Raw genomic sequence first — 17,501 nt, forward strand, 5'->3', positions numbered from 1 at the left:
TATAGAAATTATATTTTTTTATGTATTTGATTATATATTAATCCTTCCTTATAATAAGATCAAGAAGAAGATTTTTCTGGGAGGAGTAAATATGAAGAGGGGAAATAAGGTTGATTATCGTATAGAAAAGGATTCCATTGGAACTAAAGACGTGCCTGAGAATGTGTACTATGGAGTGCAGTCTTTGCGGGCTGCAGAGAACTTTCATATTACAGGGCTAAACATGCATCCAGAGATTATTAACAGCCTGGCTTATATTAAAAAAGCCGCCGCCATAACTAACTGTCAAGTAGGGCTTCTGGACCGAAGAATTGCAGAAGCCATTGTACAGGCTTGTGATGAAATTCTGGCCGGCAGGTTTCACAAGGATTTTATTGTAGACCCCATTCAGGGAGGCGCCGGCACTTCCCTGAACATGAATGCCAACGAGGTTATCGCCAACCGGGCTATTGAGCTTTTAGGCGGCTCCAAGGGAGATTATTCTATTGTAAATCCTAATGATCATGTAAATTGCGGCCAGTCTACAAATGATGTAATTCCCAGCGCAGGGAAAATGACTTCTCTCCGCCTGCTGCACAACCTGAAACAGGAATTGCTTCGCCTTCACAAGGTTTTATGCCAAAAGGCTGATGAATTTAATCATATTTTAAAAATGGGCAGAACTCAGATGCAGGACGCTGTTCCCATCCGTCTGGGGCAAGAATTTAAGGCCTATTCTGTAGCTATTATGCGGGATATTCACAGAATGGATAAGGCCATGGATGAAATGAGAACTTTAAATATGGGCGGCACTGCCGTAGGCACAGGAATCAATGCCGACGAAACTTATTTAAGGCAGATCGTGCCCAATCTTAATGAGGTTTCTGACATGGATTTTATTCAGGCCTTTGATTTAATTGACGCCACTCAGAATCTGGACCCATTTGTCGCCGTGTCAGGGGCAATTAAGGCCTGCGCCGTCACTCTTTCTAAAATTGCCAATGATCTGCGGTTAATGTCCTCCGGCCCCAGGGCGGGGTTTAATGAAATTAATCTGCCGGCCAGACAAAACGGCTCCTCTATTATGCCTGGAAAGGTGAACCCTGTAATTCCGGAAGTGGTAAATCAGGTAGCTTTTAATATTATTGGAAATGATGTGACGATTACTATGGCCGCAGAGGCAGGGCAGCTGGAATTAAACGCCTTTGAGCCTATTATTTTTTACTGCATGTTCCAGTCTATTGACACTTTGGCTTACGCAGTGCGCACCTTTGTGGACAACTGTGTTTCCGGGATTACTGCAAATGAAACAAGATGCAGATATTTGGTGGAAAACAGCGTGGGAATTATCACTGCTCTCTGTCCCCATGTGGGTTATCAAAAAGCTGCAGATATTGCCAAAAAGGCTTTGCAGACCGGGGAGCCTGTAAGATCCATTATTCTCCAGGAAAATCTATTGTCTCAGGAGCAGCTGGACCGTATTTTAGATCCTGTCCACATGACTGAGCCTGGAATTTCCGGAAAAGAGCTGCTGCTTAAAAACAAGTAATCTGCTTCTATGACTTGACAAGTCAACTATTTAGAGTTATTTTATTAAAGGCTTATATTCTTGATAAGTCAATTAAGGAGGTGTTTATGTCTTTTTCTATTTTAGGAAAATATATTTCTATTTTGTATCGTCAGGAACGAAAACTTTTGAATTACATTATGAGAGAATATGATCTGGGATATTCCAGCTATAATTTTATTCTTTATATTTCTTCTCACCCTGGAAGCAGCCAAAAAGAAGTATGTCAGAATATGGTTATAGACGAGGCTTTGGCTACCCGCTCTATGAAGAAGCTGGAGCGGCAGGGGTATCTTACGCGGCGCAGAGAAGCTCTGGACGGCAGAACCTACAGTTTGTTTCTTACTCCCCAGGGACAGGAGCTGGTGCCTGTGATTCGCCGCGCCTTAGAACAGTGGTGGGAACAGCTGACAGCTCAGGCTGATTTATCTCAGGAGGAGCTGGAAATAATACTTCCCCTTCTTCGGAAAATGTCTGATTCCTCATCTCTCACTCTTATGAAAATCATTAATACTAATCATTAATTACAGAAAAGAGGATTTATCTATGGAATTTACACAACCTAAAACTAACCCTTTAGGCACGGAAAAAATCAGTGTTCTGCTGATGCGTTTTGCTGTGCCCAGCATTATTGCTATGCTGGTCAGTTCTCTTTATAATATGGTTGACCAGTTTTTTATCGGCCGCAGTATAGGAATGCTGGGAAACGCAGCTACTAATGTCGCTTTCCCTCTTACCATTACCTGCACTTCCATTGCTTTGCTGTGCGGTATTGGCGGCGCGGCCAACTTTAACCTTTCTATGGGAAAAGGGGAAACAGAAAAAGCCCGTCATTTTGCCGGGTCTGCGATTTCCATGATGCTGATTATCGGTATACTGCTGTGTATTATAGTAAGAATTTTCTTAAAGCCAATGATGATTGCCTTTGGAGCAACTCCAGATTCTCTGGACTACTCCATAGTTTACACTGGCATCACTGCATTAGGCTTTCCTTTTTTAATTGTAGGCACAGGCGGGTGCAACTTAATCCGCGCCGACGGCAGTCCTAAGTTCTCCATGGTGTGTACCTTAGTGGGAGCTGTAATTAACACAATTCTGGACCCTCTTTTTATTTTTACATTTAATATGGGTATGGCCGGCGCAGCTTACGCAACAATTATTGGTCAGATTGTTTCCGGCGTTATGGTACTTTTATATATGTCCAGATTTAAAACTGTGCATATCAGACTTGCAGACTTTAAGCCTGTCCGGTCCTTCTGCCTGCCAATTATTTCTCTTGGCATGTCCCCCTGCTTTAACCAGCTGGCTATGATGATTGTGCAGATTATTATGAACAACACCTTGACCTATTATGGAGCCCAGTCTTCTTACGGTAGCGATATTCCTCTTGCATGTGCAGGTATTATCGCCAAGGTTAATATGCTGTTTTTCTCCCTTGTAATCGGTATTTCTCAGGGACTTCAGCCTATTACCAGCTACAATTACGGCGCAGGCAATTATGAGAGAGTTCAGGATTCCTACAAAAAGGCGGCAGGAGCAGGTATTGTGCTGTCAATTCTTTCCTTCCTGTGCTTCCAGCTGTTTCCAAGGCAGATTATTGGAATCTTCGGCTCAGGCAGCGATGAATACTTCCGATTTGCAGAACAGTATTTCCGCATTTTTCTGTTTTTCACGTTTGTCAATGGCCTGCAGCCTATTACTGCTAATTTCTTTACTTCTATTGGACAGGCTGGAAAAGGCGTATTTCTGTCCCTTACAAGGCAGATTATTTTCCTGCTTCCCCTGCTGATTATTTTCCCTATGATTATGGGAATTGACGGCATCATGTACTCTGCGCCTATTGCTGATTTCTTTGCCGCCGTATTAGCAGTACTTTTTATTCGGAAGGAATTCCGCACTATGACGTTAATAAAGCGCTAACCTTAAAATCCGTGGCAGCAGTTATTTACATTTTATGGCTGCTGTCTGTAAATAATCTGGTCGTTTTCATCTACAGCCGCGCCTATTACAAAGGTTCTGGCATCTGGAAATTCATAGCTGCATGTAATTAACGTGTAGAGAGAGTCTATGGGAGCCTCCAAAGGTAGGGCAAACGTGCACTTTTCTGTTATCTTTTTTACAAAATTGTCAAACTCTGCTTCCGACGAAAAATGAGTTTGGCGCATCTCTGCCTTAGGCTCCCCGTAGTACGCAGAGATCACCTTTATTTTAATCTCCTTTTCAGGCGTATAAATGGTAAAAAACGGATGTTCCTGAAAATATTTCTCATCTTTATACTTTACGATTGCCTTAAACATAGAGCCGTTTTTCATGTGATGTCCGTAAAGAATATTATGCCTTCCTTCTAAAGCACTGTCACTTTCATAATCCAGGAAAATCGCCCCTGCCGCGCTTTTATTTCCATAAAAATCTGTATGCAGATATTTTTCATTGTCTGTGGTTTGAACAATGGGGTAATCAACCGGCGTGTCCGGAATGCGAATCCAGTCCACAATATCTGAATTTTCCTGGGACAAAGCACTGAAATCTACAGGGGAAATATATTCCGGCTGAAGCTGCTCCTCTGTCTCCAGCTGCGTTTCCTCCACCGGCTGAAAAACAGAAGTAACAGCCTCCTCTGTTTCCTCACCCACTTCCACATCTTTTATCTTTTTACTTTCCCCAATAATAAATATTCCTGCTCCAATCAGAAAAAGTACTGCAAAAGCCAGGACGGCCAACGCTCTTTTTCTGCCTTTTCTATTTTTCTCATTCATAACCTTTACCTTCTCAAATCATTTTTTGTAAACTTTAGGCAGCAAATAGTTTCGTACACTATGCTCTTTTATTATATGATCTGAAGGTAAATTGTTCAACCTATCTGGTTATTTCCTTAGACAAGATCCAGCTTCTTTCCAAAACTCTGTTCTTCTTTTAATTTTCGCTTTGTATTTTTCATTTTTCTTTTTGTTCGTTTTTTATATTTTATGTTTATATTTTCAATCATTCTAGTTCCATTATTTATATTTTTGATTAAATCAAACAATTTTAACACCATTTTTTGTTAAAATCGAAATATTTAATAAAATACTTTATAAGGTAATATAAATTTTCTTTAATAAAATGACTAAAGAACAATATTTTACAAATGATATCTGTATGTAAAAAATAAAAAAGGAGCACAACTATGAAAGACAAAATTTTTGGTGTATTACAGCGTGTAGGCAGATCTTTTATGCTACCCATAGCGATTCTGCCTGTGGCTGGCCTTTTCTTAGGTATCGGAGGTTCTTTTACTAATACTACAATGCTTGAAGCCTTCGGACTAATGTCTATTTTAGGGCCGGGCACTGTGCCTAATATAATATTTCAAATACTTAACGCCGCTGGAAATATTGTATTTGCAAACTTGCCTATTATTTTTGCCATGGGCGTGGCCATTGGTATGGCAAAACAGGAAAAGGAGGTGGCCGCTTTATCAGGCGCCATTGCATTCCTGATTATGCACGCCTCCATTAATGGTTTACTGGTGGCTACCAATACCCCTGAAAGCTTAGCTGAACTTTTAGAGGAAGGCCGAATCGCCTCCACCGTAGGCATTACCTCCCTGCAGATGGGGGTTTTCGGCGGTATTATTGTAGGTCTGGGAGTGGCGGCCCTTCACAACCGTTTTTATAAAATTGAACTTCCTCAAGTTCTCTCCTTTTTTGGGGGAACCAGATTTGTGCCTATTATCAGCTCCGTGGTCTACCTGTGCGTAGGACTTCTCATGTTCTTTATATGGCCTCCAATTCAGTCTGCCATTACAGGTCTTGGCAATTTAGTAATTGCCTCTGGCTATGCAGGCACCTGGGTATATGGCTTTTTAGAAAGAGCCTTAATTCCATTTGGCCTTCACCATGTATTTTATCTGCCCTTCTGGCAGACTGACGTAGGCGGCACAATGATGGTAGGCGGACAGCTGATTTCCGGCGCCCAGAACATTTTCTTCGCCCAGCTGAGCGACCCTACAGTCACTCATTTCAGCGTGGAAGCTACCCGTTTTATGTCCGGAAAATTCCCTTTAATGATCTTTGGTCTTCCCGGAGCTGCTTTGGCCATGTACCGCTGCGCCAAACCGGCCAATAAAAAAGCTGTGGAAGGACTTCTTCTGTCAGCTGCCCTTACCTCTATGCTGACAGGAATTACAGAGCCTATTGAATTTACATTTCTGTTTGTAGCCCCTGCGCTTTATGTAATTCACTGTGTGTTTGCAGGCGCGGCCTATATGCTTATGCACATACTGAATGTAGGCGTAGGCATGACCTTCTCAGGCGGTCTAATCGACCTGACTTTATTTGGCATTATCCAGGGCAACGGAAAAACAGACTGGCTGAACATTGTTTGGGTTGGCATTATTTACTTTATTGTTTACTATTTCTTATTTAGCTTCTTGATCAAACGTTTTAATTTAATGACCCCAGGACAGGAGGACAACAGCGAAAATATTAAGCTGTATACAAGAAAGGACGTGGAAGCTCAAAAGGCTTCCTCCAAAACAGATTCAGCTGACGAAATCTCTGTTTTAATCGCCCAGGGACTAGGCGGCAGAGAAAACATCAGCGATGTAGATTGCTGCGCTACCAGACTTAGAGTGACTGTGGCAGATCCCTCTCTGGTCAATGACAGTACCTTAAAAGCCAGCGGCGCTGCGGGAGTAGTGCGAAAAGGCAACGGTATACAGGTTATTTACGGCCCCAGAGTTACTGTCATTAAATCTAACCTGGAAGGATATTTAAACAGTCTTAATTAACTTATTAGTCAGCAAAAACATAGCCCATAACTTGAAATTCTTGTATTATGGGCTATATTTTTTTGCAGGACCGGCTAATAACCTTTCTTAAAGAGCCTTAGGATTCCTGCTTTCTAATACCTGCGGATTTATAATATAAATTGGTTTCTCTTCTTTAGAGAGAGCAGCTACTTGTTTCACAATATTTTCTCTCAAGGTTATAAATGCCTCTTCTGTATAAAATCCGGAATGAGGCGTTAAAATCACTTGTTCCATTTGGCACAGCGGATGATCTGCCGGCACCGGCTCTTTTTCATGGACATCTAATGCAGCTCCGCATATTTCTTTATTTCTAAGCGCTTCTACTAAGGCCTGCGTATCAACAATTCCTCCTCTGGAGGTATTGATTAAATGAGCTGTAGGCTTCATTATTTTAAATTGCTCTTCTGACAACATATGACGTGTTTCCTCAGTCAGGGGGCAGTGAACAGATAAAAAGTCCGATTGTTCTAGCAGCTGGTTCAGCTTCACTTTATTTATATGATATTGCTGCGCTTCCTGGTCGCTGAGAAAAGGATCATATGCAATAACCTGCATATCAAAAATTTTCACCATTTCCCTAAGCCGTTTTCCAATGTTTCCAAACCCCAACAGGCCCAGCACCTTGCCCTGCAGTCTATGGGACTCATATCCCGCCTTAAATCCCCATAAGCCTTTTCTGATATTTCTGTCCAGCAGCACAGTTTTTCTGGATAATCCTAAAAGTAGAGCAAAACCTAATGCAGCAACATCCTCCACACAGTACTTAGGCTCATAGCACACAGCTATTCCATTTTCAGATGCTGCCTGCAGATCAATATTGTCTACTCCAATTCCATATCTGAAAATCCCTTTACATTTAGGCAGATTTTCTATTACCCTTCTGGTAAATGGCACTGATACTACCCCGCAATAATCACACTCTGCCATTTGTTTTATTACATCCTCTTCTGAATAACAACTGTAAGTCCTTAATTCAATCCCAGTTCCCTCTAAAAGCTGTTTTTCCAAAATAAATTCATTTTCCCCTAATGTATGAGGATCTGCTATCCCGAAAATATACATTTTTTCTCCTTCCCCCTTACTTTTACGCAAAAATCAAGGATAATCCTTCAATATATGTAATGATGAAAAGCGCTGCTCCTAAAGCAACCATAGGCAGCAAGGCCTTTTTTACGATCTGCATAATAGGCACATTGCTGATTCCGCTGGCTACATAAAGATTAATTCCAATAGGCGGCGTAATAAATCCAATTGCCAGATTCACTACCATAATAATTCCAAAATGTATAGGATGAACTCCGTAGGCCTCTACTAAAGGCAGAAGAATGGGAGCTAAAATTACAATCGCCGCCACAGTATCCATGATTGCTCCTACAAACAGTAAAAATATATTAATAATAAGCAGCAGAATTAATATGTTATTTGTCACCTTTGATAAGGCTTCCGCTACAATTACAGGAGTCTGTAAAAGGGTCAGTATCTTTCCAAATACAGTTGCCGCTGTTACTACAAACATCAGCGGTCCTATACTGGCGGCAGATTCCACAAAAATCTGGGGCACCTCTTTGATTTTAATCTGTCTTGTCACAAATATGGAAATAATAAGAGCATAAAATACAGCTACTGCCGCCGCCTCTGTAGGAGTAAAAATACCTCCGTAAATTCCTCCTAATATAATCACCGGAAACAGCAGAGACCATTTGCTTTCATTTATAATAGTCAATATGCCTTTTTCTTCTTCATCCCACACAATTACTGGTTTTGTTTTTTTACAATACCAATAAGCATAGATCATTAAAGCCAGACCTGAAATAATCCCCGGAACTACTCCTGCGGCAAACAGATCGCTGACAGACACGCCTGTTGTCACCCCGTACATAACCATGGGGATACTGGGAGGAATAATAACTCCCAGCCCTCCTGCAGCTGCAATTAAAGCAGCTGAAAATGTTTTATCATATCCAATTTTAGACATCATTGGAATCATTAAACCGCCGATAGCCGCAACTGCTGCAGGACCTGAACCTGAAATTGCTCCAAACATCATACATGTAAGGATTGCCGCCAAGGCATGTCCTGCCGTCATTTTTCCTACCAGCCCGTGAGCTACATGAAACAGCTGTCTGGCAATGCCGCCCTTTGACATTAACTCTCCTGAAATCATAAACAAGGCGACTGCCAAAATAGGAAATGTGTCTATTGCTGTTACTAAGGTCCTTACATATAAGTCTGGTTTCATTATTCCAAATACATCTGTTCCCACCAGACACACCCCTGCCAACGCCCCGCCAATAGGCACTGCTAATGCCAGAAGCGCCAGAAATAAGAGAAATAAAATGCCTACCACCATGTTTCTCCTCCTTTTCTCAGCTTCCTTGCATACTGTATTACAATGTGCAAAGCAGCCAGCGTAAATCCTACAGGCGCCGCCAGATAAACATAACCCATACTCAGCTTTAAAGCAGGACTTTTTTGACCGGAAGCCAGCAGCTTCCCTGTCAGTTTGTACCCATAAACAGCGGAGATAACAAAAATTGCCAGCATAATAATATCCACTAAAATCAGCAAATACTTTTCATTTTTCCCCAAAGCATTTCTTAAAAGCTCCACTGACATGTGGCTTTTTCTTTTTACTCCTATTCCCACTCCTATAAATGACAGCCATATAAATGCATATCTGGCCAGCTCTTCTGTCCATGGAATCGAAATTTTAACTAGAAAGCGGTTAACTACCTGAATCATTACAGCCCCAAATACAACAAATAATAAAGCTCCTGCTATGTATTCTTCAATTTTCCTGTTTTTCTTTTTTCCCAAACAACCTTCCCCCTTTATATGGCTTTATCCCTGAAAATCTACAATAGCCTGAATGAGTTTAGAATCTACAGTCTCCTTCATGCTTTCATAGATAGGCTGAGCCAAATCGCGAAATTTTTCTTTTTCCTCTCCTGTCATTTCATAGATTTCCACTCCTGCAGACAGAATCTCCTTCTTCGCTGTTTCCTCTTCTTCCTCTGCAAACTTTTTATTAGCCAAAGTTGCTTCTGTAGCAGCCTCCTGAATCCATAACTGTTGTTGATCTGTCAGACTGTCATAAAATTCCTTGCTTATAATCAAAGGCGCCACTGTCAGTCTGTGGCCAGTAGTGCTTAAATAAGGCTGAACCTCATAGAATTTCTGAGATACAATTAACCCATATGGATTTTCCTGCCCATCTACTGTACCCTGCTGGAGGGCTGTAAAAAGCTCTGTAAAAGCTACCGGTGTAGGCGTAGCCCCATACAATTCCCAGGCTTTTATATGGTAATCGCTGCTCATAGTTCTGATTTTCATTCCTTTTAAATCTTCCGGCGTTTTAATGGTTTTTTTGCCATTTGTTAAATGGCGGTATCCTGCGTCCCAAAAGCCCAGGCACTTAAATCCCTTTTCCTCCATGTTGGAGCAGAGAACTCCCCCCTATATTTTCATCCTCAAACATTTGGTGCAGGGTTTCCCGGCTTTCAAAAAGAAACGGCAGGTCAAACACAGCTAAGGACGGTTCAAACTGGGCTACAATAGCGCTGGATATATTCGTCATCTGTATATTGTTCAGCTGAACATCCTCCACACTTTCTCTGTCGTTGCCCATCTGGCCATTTGGATAAATTTCTACATAAAACTGCCCCCCGCTTATTTCCTCCAACACCTGCTTAAAGGTCTCAAAACTTTGATTGCAGGAATGGGTTTCTGCCGTAGTTAAAGAGACTTTAATTGTAATTGCATCAGAACGGTCTGTCCCTTTTGTTTCCTGTACACTCTGACTGCTTTCTGTCTTTACCCCTGAATTTCCAACACATCCTGTGAAAGCGGCCATAGCTAAGCCTGTTAAAATAAATAACCTTAATGATTTTAATTTCATAAAAATATCCATTCCGCCGCCAAGTCGGCGGCACAAATAGTAATGAAAGTCTTCCAATTCTCCACGTTATTGATAAAATACTTCTTATAGAAGCTACACTACAAAGCACGGGGAGGTGAGTCGTAAAGACTTTCTTCGGTTTTAGACAGCATAAAAATCAGTGTAAGTTCCTTCTTTCAAGCACAAATAAGTGGCTCTTTTAGACCGTACAGTAAGAATTGTTTTAACGTCTCTGTTAAATGTGTGGTGGAACAGTCAATGGCTTCTTTATCTCATGTTGAAAGGAGCTCCAGAGTATGAAAGTTGTTTATCAAACCTGTTGTGGCATTGATGTTCACAAATCTTTTCTCGTTGCCACAATCATCAAAACCACTTCCGGTGTGGAACCTTCCTATCAAAAGAAGCGTTTCTCTACCTTTAACAATTCTATTCTGCAATTCAAAGAATGGCTTCTTAAAAATCAATGTCGTGATGTCTGTATGGAATCTACCGGAAAATACTGGGTTCCTGTCTTTAACCTTTTAGAAGACGAAATAAACGTCACTATCGCTAACCCTAAATGGGTAAAAGCTGTCAAAGGCAATAAAGACGACACGAAAGATTCCAAATGGATTGGGCATTTGTTTCGGTTAGGGCTGGTTCCGGGAAGCTATATCCCTTGCAAACCAATCCGTATCCTGCGTGAATTTACTCGAACCCTACCGCCAATAAAAACCCAATAAAATTAAGGAGGAATGCACACTGTCTTCTATGTGTCTTCAAACTGTCTTCAACTTAGTAAACAGTTCATAATTACTATTATTTTGCACAATAAATAAAATATGGCTGGATTAGCAATTGTTTCCAATCCAGCCCTAATAAATTCATTTTACTACTTAATTAGTTTTTGAATATAACGCAGTGATTTTTAAACGTCCTTTATCCGGCCAACCATAATTACTATTTACGTTATCTGCTTCTCCATGATAATCAAAATCCGTCTCTGTGCTTTAAGAGACTCTTTCATCTTCTAAAAGTTCAAAATAGCTATCTACATTTTTTTCGGCTTCCTGTAATGCACTATCTGCATTTTCATCATTAAACCATTTGCCTTCAGAATTAATAAACTGATATGTTTCTCCATATTCACTATACAGAAATTTCTCACTTGTTGCACTTACTATTGTAAAAGAGCCATGATTGACAGAATCTGCCGGATAAATTTTATCAAACCACTGTTCTTCTGATGAATCAGTTGTTTCAGCATGTAATTCAAAATTTCCGGTTTGACCATAGTACAGGTAAGATGCCCCACCACAGTATTCATAGCCACCAGTATAATTTGTAGAAGTATCGTTATTGCTGATAGCTGCGTCACGATAATATACAACACCTATCAATTGTTCTTGACTATTAAAGTAGAATCTAATTCCATACGGATTTGTAAAATAATCCAGAACAGAAGCCGCTTGAGCAATTATATTTGCTTCTGCATTGCCACTTGCAACCATAAATTGATACCATTTACCGGAGCCAGCATTATAATTCTGAGACGCTATATTTCCATATTTTTCTAATACATCATTCTTTAATATCCCTAACGCAATACCCCCTAGCTGTTGTTAAAGAATCCCCAGTTACAAATACATGATAAGGCATTGGGTCAATATCATATCCTATGCGTTTCCAATTCGTAATGATACTACAGTCAGCATTGTTACGTGTGACTGAGTTAATACCAGACACAACAAAATCACCTTCACTAATGGAGACTACTGGTATATTTACGCCTTATGTTTGAATGTTTCCATTTTTTACCCACGCACCGCCTTTATTAACGGTATAGCCATCTTACGTTGTAGTATTTACCAGTAACCAGCCATTAGCGTCAAAATAATAGCACTCAGCGACTCCATCATTGTTTCCATCAATCCATTGCCAGCCATTACTTGTATAAGCTCCATTCCCATTATCATACTACCATTTGTCTTGATTTTCGCCTGTTCCGTTTTTCCAAGCGGCAAATGATGTACTGGTCATTGCCACAGACATTGCTACTGTTACAAGAATTGTCTTTTTCAATTTCTTCATACCCATCCTTCAATTACAAAAATATTATTTACGGTTTACTTTATTAGTATAACCTTCTTTCTTTTGTACGCAAGTGCGTATGTAACTATATAGGTTAGAAATCGAATAGTTTTTATATCTTATCTTTGATAAAAAAACCTGTCAAGAATCTGTCTCAGCAGATGAACTGCACCCCAAAAGTTGGACAAGAAAGTCAACGAAAGGGATGCAGAAATCTATGGGAAAAGAATTGTTCAGTGAGGAATTAAAATTAGCGGTTGTTCAGTATGTACTGGAAGGGCATACACGCAAAGAGGCATCCGAGAAATTTTGCGTATCCTGTACGCCAATTGAAAAATGGGTAAACTTGTATAAGCTGCATGGTACAAAAGGACTTCTAAGCAGAAATCTGGTTGGCCGACAAAAAGGCTTTGATGGCGAGTTTCGCCTAAAAGTGTTACAATACAAGCAGGAACATCACTTATCCTGTACACAGACAGCTATGCACTTTTGCCTTGATGTTGTAACAGTGTGCCGGTGGGAGAAGAAATTCCAAAAGGAAGGTGCACAGGGACTTATGAAAAAGCAGGCGACAAAAGGCAGCGAAAAGCGACAAAAGAAGCAGGAACAGTCGGAGCTGCAACAGGAAAACAAGCGGCTGTCAGAAGAAAATTACCGGTTAAGAATGGAGAATGATTACCTAAAAAAATTAAACGCCTTAATTCAGAAGCGGGAAAAACCCGAATAAGCGATGTTGTGGCTGCTGTTACAGAATTAAGGCGTGATTATCCTCTGGCAGCATTACTTAAACTGGCCGGCATTCCCCGAAGTACATACTACTACTATTCCCGGAAAGCCAATGCTGTGGATAAATACGCAAAAGAAAGGGCGGAAATCATAGCAATTTATCAGGAGAATCAAGGCCGGTACGGGTATCGGCGGATTGGTATGGAATTACGCAACAGGGGCTTTTGTCTGAACCACAAGACGGTACAAAAGCTGATGAAGGAATCAGGCCTGAAATATATGGTACGAATGAAAAAGTATCGTTCTTACCGTGGAGAAGTCGGCAAGATTGCACCAAATCTACTGGCTAGAGATTTCCATGCGGAAAGGCCGAATCAGAAATGGGTAACTGATGTGACTGAGTTTTCCCTGTTTGGAAGCAAACTTTATCTCTCTCCTGTGCTTGACCTGTATAATGGTGAGATCATCAGCTATGCCATCAGTGAACGGGCTAATTACCGCCAGGTGGATGAGATGCTGGATAAAGCGTTCTCCCGGCTCCCGGACAGCAGCGGGCTGATCCTTCATTCGGATCAGGGCTGGCAATATCAGAACGTTAGGTATCAAAAAAGACTGTTAGAAAAAGGCATTCGGCAAAGTATGTCCAGAAAGGGAAACTGTCTGGACAATGCGGTTATGGAAAACTTTTTCGGACTGTTAAAATCGGAATTGCTATACCTGCGGACGTTCCAATCATTAGACGAGTTCTGCCAGGAACTGGTCGCTTATCTTGAATACTATAACTACAACCGAATCAAAGAAAAATTGAATGGATTAAGTCCTGTCCAATACAGAATTCAAAACAGCTTTGCCGCATAACTCTTGTGCAACTTTTGGGGGTCACTTCAGACAAAGCTTGTTCTTGACAGGTTTTCGTATTACTGTCAATTATGCCATAATTGCAAAAGAGGTTGATAGCTATTCTCTGTCTATCAACCTCCTGACTGCTTATTTTATTGTACAAGTTCCATTAATCCATTTACAACGCCCTCTACTGCATCTGCCCCCTGATTTATATAATAATGCTTCTGGCATAATCCTTCTTTATATATTTCATTTTTACATCCTTCAATTTTACAGGTTTTTGTACATCCTGTTATGTACATCATTGCACATATAAGTAAAACGGTTATCTGTAGCTTTTTCACAATGTCATTCTCCCTTCTATTCTTTTTGCATTGGCTGTGCATCCTTCAATAATTTTTCAATACAATTAAGATTGTTTGTCATTTTTTCTATATTTAATGCCATGGCACCAAATACCATAGAAGTACTCACAGCATACAATAACAACACAAAAATTATTGTCCCTATCAGAAACATAGCTTTATCTTCCACAAATGCATAAAGAGAAAATAATAAAATTAAAACTGCAAAGACAAGCACTGTATAATTCATAAAGTTAAAAAACCTAGTCCACAGAAACCCTGATGCATTTGATGAGTTCTCTCCAGTTTTTTTATCTGGCTTATCCATAACTTCTTGCACTTTCTTTCCACATTCGGGACAAAATGCGACATTTGTTTCAAGTACCGCTCCACATTCTTGACAAAACTTTTTCTCACTCATTTTATATCCTCCTCTAATAATAATTTACCGCATACCGTGCAGAATTTCGCATCACTCCCACAAACTGCTCCACAACTGCATGTTTTTTTATTATCTTCCTCATCTTGGGAAATATTAGGCAATGCCGAGCCACACTGAACACAGAATTTCCCATCCCTTGCATTTTTCCCTCCGCAAGTTTGACACCTTATATATGTTTCAGTATCTAACCTGTTTTCTTTTTTTAAAACCCTCTCTTTTTCTTCTTCCAAACGAACTATCTCTTGAACATACGTTTCCACAGCCGTTTCTTTACTTTGAATTTTTTTACAAATATTGTCAATTACAGACATATCCATACTATCTGCTTTCCACAATTCATAAATTTGATTTCCCAGTTCACTAAAACATTGGTTAATCTCTTCTTTTTCCTTTTCCATTTTTCCTTTGATTTTTCCAATTTCTAAATATGTACTGGAAATAACACTTGCAGATAATAAACCTTTATTTATGCCCTTCTTAACTTTTTCTAGCATACTTTCCCCCTTGTAAAAATTTTTCACGCTAAGTATAGCACGTTTACGCAATATGCGCAAGTGCGTATACGCCTGTGCGTCCAAAATAATAAGATTTTTATATCTTATTTCAAGCAAAACAGGAGGACATTCTACTATGACCGTAAAAGACGCTACTGCTAAAAGAATTGAACAATTATGCAAAGAAAGGGGAATTGCCTATAATGAACTGGCCAATATATGCGGCATTACACCATCCACTATATATAGCATTATGGATTCCAAAAGACGAGACATCTCTCTATCTACCGTAAAAAAAATATGTGACGGACTTGAATTAACTTTATCAGATTTTTTCTCATCCCCCCTTTTTGATAGTTTAGAACAGGAAATACGTTAAATTAAAAATGTATCATATTATTCTTGTCATTTTTATCAAAAAAAGTTATAATTAAATCGTGTGATGGCGATTCACACATGACCTTCAAAATTGCATATATGGCAAGATGCGAGTGCACTTGTCATCCCTAAGTAGGGATGGAATCGCAAATATATAAAGTTTCCGATTTCACCTATTTAAGGGTGTTTCGTATTTGTTTTTGCGGATACACCTCGTCAATGGTATTCCCAAAAAGAGTTTTTGGAGGGTGTTGATTTTTATGTGTATCATGTAGCAGATACGTTTATTAAAGTTTGCCTTTTCGTCCCTACTTTTTGGGTGGGGGCGATTTTTTTTGTCCAAAAAGCGAAAGGAGTTCAGACGCCCCCTTGCCATAAAATAATATCTTGAATTTTAGGAGGTACTACCATGAACAATTTTGAAAGTCCGAACTCCAGCTCTTTTTCATTTCACTACGACCAAGAGGCAATCGCTAAAAAAATAAGTATTCTAAGAACCGAGCACGGCTATTCAGAGAAAAAAATCCTCCAGGAATTAGAACTGAATAGCGTAAAAATTTCTCGTTCGAACTATAGACGCTACGAAAACGGAGAATTACCAATTCCATCAAATGTATTACTCACTCTCTGCCAAATTTACAAAATTTCGCCAAACAAAATGGTGGGATTCTGTGATAATCTGTATTTATATCAAAAGCAGAAACTCATATATGAGCGCCTTTTTAAAGCTTCTAATTCTATAGCCTTCAGCCTGAAAGAGTTTAAAATGTTTTTAGAGAACGAACATTTTTAAATTGTCAAGTATTTTTAAGGACAAAATCCGATGGTTTTTGTAGTTTTACAATACATGTGTTACAACTGAATAATTAAAAAGCAGAGATACTGCCTTTTGTGTTATAGTTTAGTCACCACAACAAAAACTAACCAAAAGGAGTTCTCTGCTATGGCTACTATAACACAAGATATGAGGTATCGTCTATCACTAATTCGTTTCGCTGAAAAATTTGGCGTCTCCAAAGCCGCTGTCAAATATAAAACTAACAGACAGTATATCTACCGCTGGAAACGTCGCTTTGACGGCTCCTGGGACTCCCTTAGGGATCGTTCCAGAAGACCTCTTCACCATCCCAATCAGCATACCCCTCAGGAGATCTCTCTCATCTCTCATATGCGACGCAGAAACCCTAATGCTGGACTGGTTATCTTCTGGGTAAAACTTATGCACCGCGGCTATTCCCGTTCTATTTCCGGGCTTTACCGCTTTCTTCGCAAACAGAAAATGATGGCTGTTAAGCCTGCTAATCCCAAGTACGTTCCTAAGCCCTATGAACAGATGCTTTTTCCTGGGCAGCGAATTCAGATTGATGTAAAGTTTGTTCCCTCTATCTGTCTGGTGAATCAGGCACAGGGACAGAGCTTCTTTCAATACACTGCTATTGACGAATACTCACGCTGGCGCTTTGTGGAGGCCTTTGAGGAGCACAATACTTACTCTTCCGCTGTATTTCTTGATCACCTGGTGAAGGTCTTTCCTCTGCCCATTCAGTGTGTCCAGACAGATAACGGAAGTGAATTCACTAAACGGTTTACAGGAACAAAACGGGAGGAAAACCTTACCCTATTTGAGGAAAGGCTGCGCCAGTATGGGATTAAGCACAAAAAGATCCGGCCCTTTACGCCACGGCATAATGGAAAGGTAGAAAGAAGTCATCGAAAGGACAATGAACGTTTTTATGCAACACACACATTGTATTCCTTTGAGGACTTTGCTGCCCAGTTAAAGGTATATAACCGCAGAGGTTATAATAACTTTCCCATGCGGCCTTTGGGATGGAAAACACCTAACGAGGTACTGAGAGATTATTTACGGTAAGTGTAACATATGTTTGAAAAACCTACATTTTAAGGACAAAATCCGATGGTTTTGTCCTTTTTTTTGCGTTTTTTCCTCTTTGAAAATGTTATGAT

At 40.1% G+C, this 17,501-nt stretch carries 17 protein-coding genes and 2 pseudogenes; 9 read left to right on the plus strand and 10 right to left on the minus strand.

The window, feature by feature from the left end:
• The first annotated feature begins 91 nt into the window (after positions 1-91).
• From C1A07_RS07285 to C1A07_RS07295, 3 genes are all read left to right on the plus strand, one after another.
• Positions 92-1,528 (plus strand): aspartate ammonia-lyase, encoded by a 1,437-nt coding sequence (locus C1A07_RS07285; RefSeq protein ID WP_101876524.1) that lies wholly within the window; start codon positions 92-94, stop codon positions 1,526-1,528.
• Between the two features lie 86 nt (positions 1,529-1,614).
• Positions 1,615-2,070, plus strand: a complete 456-nt coding sequence (locus C1A07_RS07290) for a MarR family winged helix-turn-helix transcriptional regulator (RefSeq protein ID WP_101876525.1) — start codon at positions 1,615-1,617, stop codon at positions 2,068-2,070.
• Between the two features lie 22 nt (positions 2,071-2,092).
• Complete coding sequence (locus C1A07_RS07295) at positions 2,093-3,466, plus strand: MATE family efflux transporter (protein WP_101876526.1); 1,374 nt, start codon at positions 2,093-2,095, stop codon at positions 3,464-3,466.
• A gap of 32 nt (positions 3,467-3,498) precedes the next feature.
• Here C1A07_RS07295 and srtB read toward each other — a convergent pair whose 3' ends face one another.
• The gene (gene srtB, locus C1A07_RS07300) at positions 3,499-4,302 is read right to left on the minus strand and encodes a class B sortase (protein WP_101876527.1); all 804 of its coding nucleotides are present in this window, start codon (positions 4,300-4,302) and stop codon (positions 3,499-3,501) included.
• A 410-nt stretch (positions 4,303-4,712) separates the two neighbouring features.
• Between srtB and C1A07_RS07305 the strand changes: the two are divergent.
• Positions 4,713-6,308, plus strand: a pseudogene (locus tag C1A07_RS07305) (PTS transporter subunit EIIC); the annotation flags it as partial.
• A gap of 96 nt (positions 6,309-6,404) precedes the next feature.
• Here the strand turns inward: C1A07_RS07305 and C1A07_RS07310 are convergent.
• Genes C1A07_RS07310 through dctP (C1A07_RS16545) form a run of 5 tightly spaced genes read right to left on the minus strand, consistent with a single transcriptional unit; the run spans position 6,405 to position 10,236 of the window.
• The gene (locus C1A07_RS07310) at positions 6,405-7,400 is read right to left on the minus strand and encodes a C-terminal binding protein (RefSeq protein ID WP_101876529.1); all 996 of its coding nucleotides are present in this window, start codon (positions 7,398-7,400) and stop codon (positions 6,405-6,407) included.
• Positions 7,401-7,422: 22 nt separating this feature from the next.
• Entirely contained in the window at positions 7,423-8,688 is a 1,266-nt protein-coding gene (locus C1A07_RS07315; RefSeq protein ID WP_101876530.1) for a TRAP transporter large permease, read from the minus strand.
• The gene (locus C1A07_RS07320) at positions 8,679-9,155 is read right to left on the minus strand and encodes a TRAP transporter small permease (RefSeq protein WP_101876531.1); all 477 of its coding nucleotides are present in this window, start codon (positions 9,153-9,155) and stop codon (positions 8,679-8,681) included. The genes C1A07_RS07315 and C1A07_RS07320 overlap by 10 nt, the downstream gene beginning before the upstream one ends.
• Positions 9,156-9,179: 24 nt before the next feature.
• Positions 9,180-9,773: a TRAP transporter substrate-binding protein DctP gene (dctP, locus tag C1A07_RS16540; RefSeq protein ID WP_101876532.1), complete on the minus strand. Its 594-nt coding sequence runs from the start codon at positions 9,771-9,773 to the stop codon at positions 9,180-9,182.
• Positions 9,754-10,236, minus strand: a complete 483-nt coding sequence (gene dctP, locus C1A07_RS16545) for a TRAP transporter substrate-binding protein DctP (RefSeq protein WP_180952204.1) — start codon at positions 10,234-10,236, stop codon at positions 9,754-9,756. The genes dctP (C1A07_RS16540) and dctP (C1A07_RS16545) overlap by 20 nt, the downstream gene beginning before the upstream one ends.
• Positions 10,237-10,532: 296 nt before the next feature.
• Between dctP (C1A07_RS16545) and C1A07_RS07335 the strand changes: the two are divergent.
• A pseudogene (locus tag C1A07_RS07335) lies at positions 10,533-10,931 on the plus strand (IS110 family transposase); the annotation flags it as partial.
• A 294-nt stretch (positions 10,932-11,225) separates the two neighbouring features.
• Here C1A07_RS07335 and C1A07_RS07340 read toward each other — a convergent pair.
• Positions 11,226-11,726, minus strand: a complete 501-nt coding sequence (locus C1A07_RS07340; protein WP_101876534.1) for a hypothetical protein — start codon at positions 11,724-11,726, stop codon at positions 11,226-11,228.
• A gap of 797 nt (positions 11,727-12,523) precedes the next feature.
• On the opposite strand from C1A07_RS07340, the gene C1A07_RS07345 reads away from it, so the two are divergent.
• A protein-coding gene (locus tag C1A07_RS07345) for an IS3 family transposase (RefSeq protein ID WP_101876535.1) occupies positions 12,524-13,890 on the plus strand; the annotation gives its coding sequence in 2 pieces (ribosomal slippage) (positions 12,524-13,025 and positions 13,025-13,890; 1,368 coding nt in all).
• A gap of 134 nt (positions 13,891-14,024) precedes the next feature.
• Here C1A07_RS07345 and C1A07_RS07350 read toward each other — a convergent pair.
• From C1A07_RS07350 to C1A07_RS07360, 3 genes are read right to left on the minus strand one after another with little or no spacing between them, the layout of a single operon-like run.
• Entirely contained in the window at positions 14,025-14,219 is a 195-nt protein-coding gene (locus C1A07_RS07350) for a hypothetical protein (RefSeq protein WP_101876536.1), read from the minus strand.
• A gap of 16 nt (positions 14,220-14,235) precedes the next feature.
• The gene (locus C1A07_RS07355; RefSeq protein WP_101876537.1) at positions 14,236-14,640 is read right to left on the minus strand and encodes a zinc-ribbon domain-containing protein; all 405 of its coding nucleotides are present in this window, start codon (positions 14,638-14,640) and stop codon (positions 14,236-14,238) included.
• Positions 14,637-15,155: a zinc ribbon domain-containing protein gene (locus C1A07_RS07360; protein ID WP_101876538.1), complete on the minus strand. Its 519-nt coding sequence runs from the start codon at positions 15,153-15,155 to the stop codon at positions 14,637-14,639. Before C1A07_RS07360 ends, C1A07_RS07355 begins: the two co-directional genes overlap by 4 nt.
• A gap of 136 nt (positions 15,156-15,291) precedes the next feature.
• On the opposite strand from C1A07_RS07360, the gene C1A07_RS07365 reads away from it, so the two are divergent.
• The 3 genes from C1A07_RS07365 to C1A07_RS07375 all read left to right on the plus strand — a co-directional run bounded on the left by C1A07_RS07365 (position 15,292) and on the right by C1A07_RS07375 (position 17,406).
• The gene (locus C1A07_RS07365; protein ID WP_101876539.1) at positions 15,292-15,534 is read left to right on the plus strand and encodes a helix-turn-helix domain-containing protein; all 243 of its coding nucleotides are present in this window, start codon (positions 15,292-15,294) and stop codon (positions 15,532-15,534) included.
• A gap of 408 nt (positions 15,535-15,942) precedes the next feature.
• The gene (locus C1A07_RS07370) at positions 15,943-16,326 is read left to right on the plus strand and encodes a helix-turn-helix domain-containing protein (protein ID WP_101876540.1); all 384 of its coding nucleotides are present in this window, start codon (positions 15,943-15,945) and stop codon (positions 16,324-16,326) included.
• Between the two features lie 150 nt (positions 16,327-16,476).
• Positions 16,477-17,406: a DDE-type integrase/transposase/recombinase gene (locus C1A07_RS07375; protein WP_101876541.1), complete on the plus strand. Its 930-nt coding sequence runs from the start codon at positions 16,477-16,479 to the stop codon at positions 17,404-17,406.
• Positions 17,407-17,501 lie beyond the last annotated feature (95 nt).

Origin of the sequence: Lachnoclostridium edouardi, assembly GCF_900240245.1 — a bacterium.
In the GTDB taxonomy this organism is placed as follows: Bacteria; Bacillota; Clostridia; order Lachnospirales; family Lachnospiraceae; genus Lachnoclostridium_A; species Lachnoclostridium_A edouardi.

Excerpts from the sequence above, each read along its gene's own strand:
- dctP (WP_101876532.1), bottom strand. The coding sequence starts at position 9,773 with ATGGAGGAAAAGGGATTTAAGTGCCTGGGCTTTTGGGACGCAGGATAC.
- C1A07_RS07340 (WP_101876534.1), bottom strand. The coding sequence starts at position 11,726 with ATGGTTGCAAGTGGCAATGCAGAAGCAAATATAATTGCTCAAGCGGCT.
- C1A07_RS07310 (WP_101876529.1), bottom strand. The coding sequence starts at position 7,400 with ATGTATATTTTCGGGATAGCAGATCCTCATACATTAGGGGAAAATGAA.
- C1A07_RS07315 (WP_101876530.1), bottom strand. The coding sequence starts at position 8,688 with ATGGTGGTAGGCATTTTATTTCTCTTATTTCTGGCGCTTCTGGCATTA.
- C1A07_RS07360 (WP_101876538.1), bottom strand. The coding sequence starts at position 15,155 with ATGCTAGAAAAAGTTAAGAAGGGCATAAATAAAGGTTTATTATCTGCA.
- C1A07_RS07355 (WP_101876537.1), bottom strand. The coding sequence starts at position 14,640 with ATGAGTGAGAAAAAGTTTTGTCAAGAATGTGGAGCGGTACTTGAAACA.
- srtB (WP_101876527.1), bottom strand. The coding sequence starts at position 4,302 with ATGAATGAGAAAAATAGAAAAGGCAGAAAAAGAGCGTTGGCCGTCCTG.
- C1A07_RS07295 (WP_101876526.1), top strand. The coding sequence starts at position 2,093 with ATGGAATTTACACAACCTAAAACTAACCCTTTAGGCACGGAAAAAATC.
- C1A07_RS07290 (WP_101876525.1), top strand. The coding sequence starts at position 1,615 with ATGTCTTTTTCTATTTTAGGAAAATATATTTCTATTTTGTATCGTCAG.
- C1A07_RS07365 (WP_101876539.1), top strand. The coding sequence starts at position 15,292 with ATGACCGTAAAAGACGCTACTGCTAAAAGAATTGAACAATTATGCAAA.
- dctP (WP_180952204.1), bottom strand. The coding sequence starts at position 10,236 with ATGAAATTAAAATCATTAAGGTTATTTATTTTAACAGGCTTAGCTATG.
- C1A07_RS07370 (WP_101876540.1), top strand. The coding sequence starts at position 15,943 with ATGAACAATTTTGAAAGTCCGAACTCCAGCTCTTTTTCATTTCACTAC.
- C1A07_RS07285 (WP_101876524.1), top strand. The coding sequence starts at position 92 with ATGAAGAGGGGAAATAAGGTTGATTATCGTATAGAAAAGGATTCCATT.
- C1A07_RS07375 (WP_101876541.1), top strand. The coding sequence starts at position 16,477 with ATGGCTACTATAACACAAGATATGAGGTATCGTCTATCACTAATTCGT.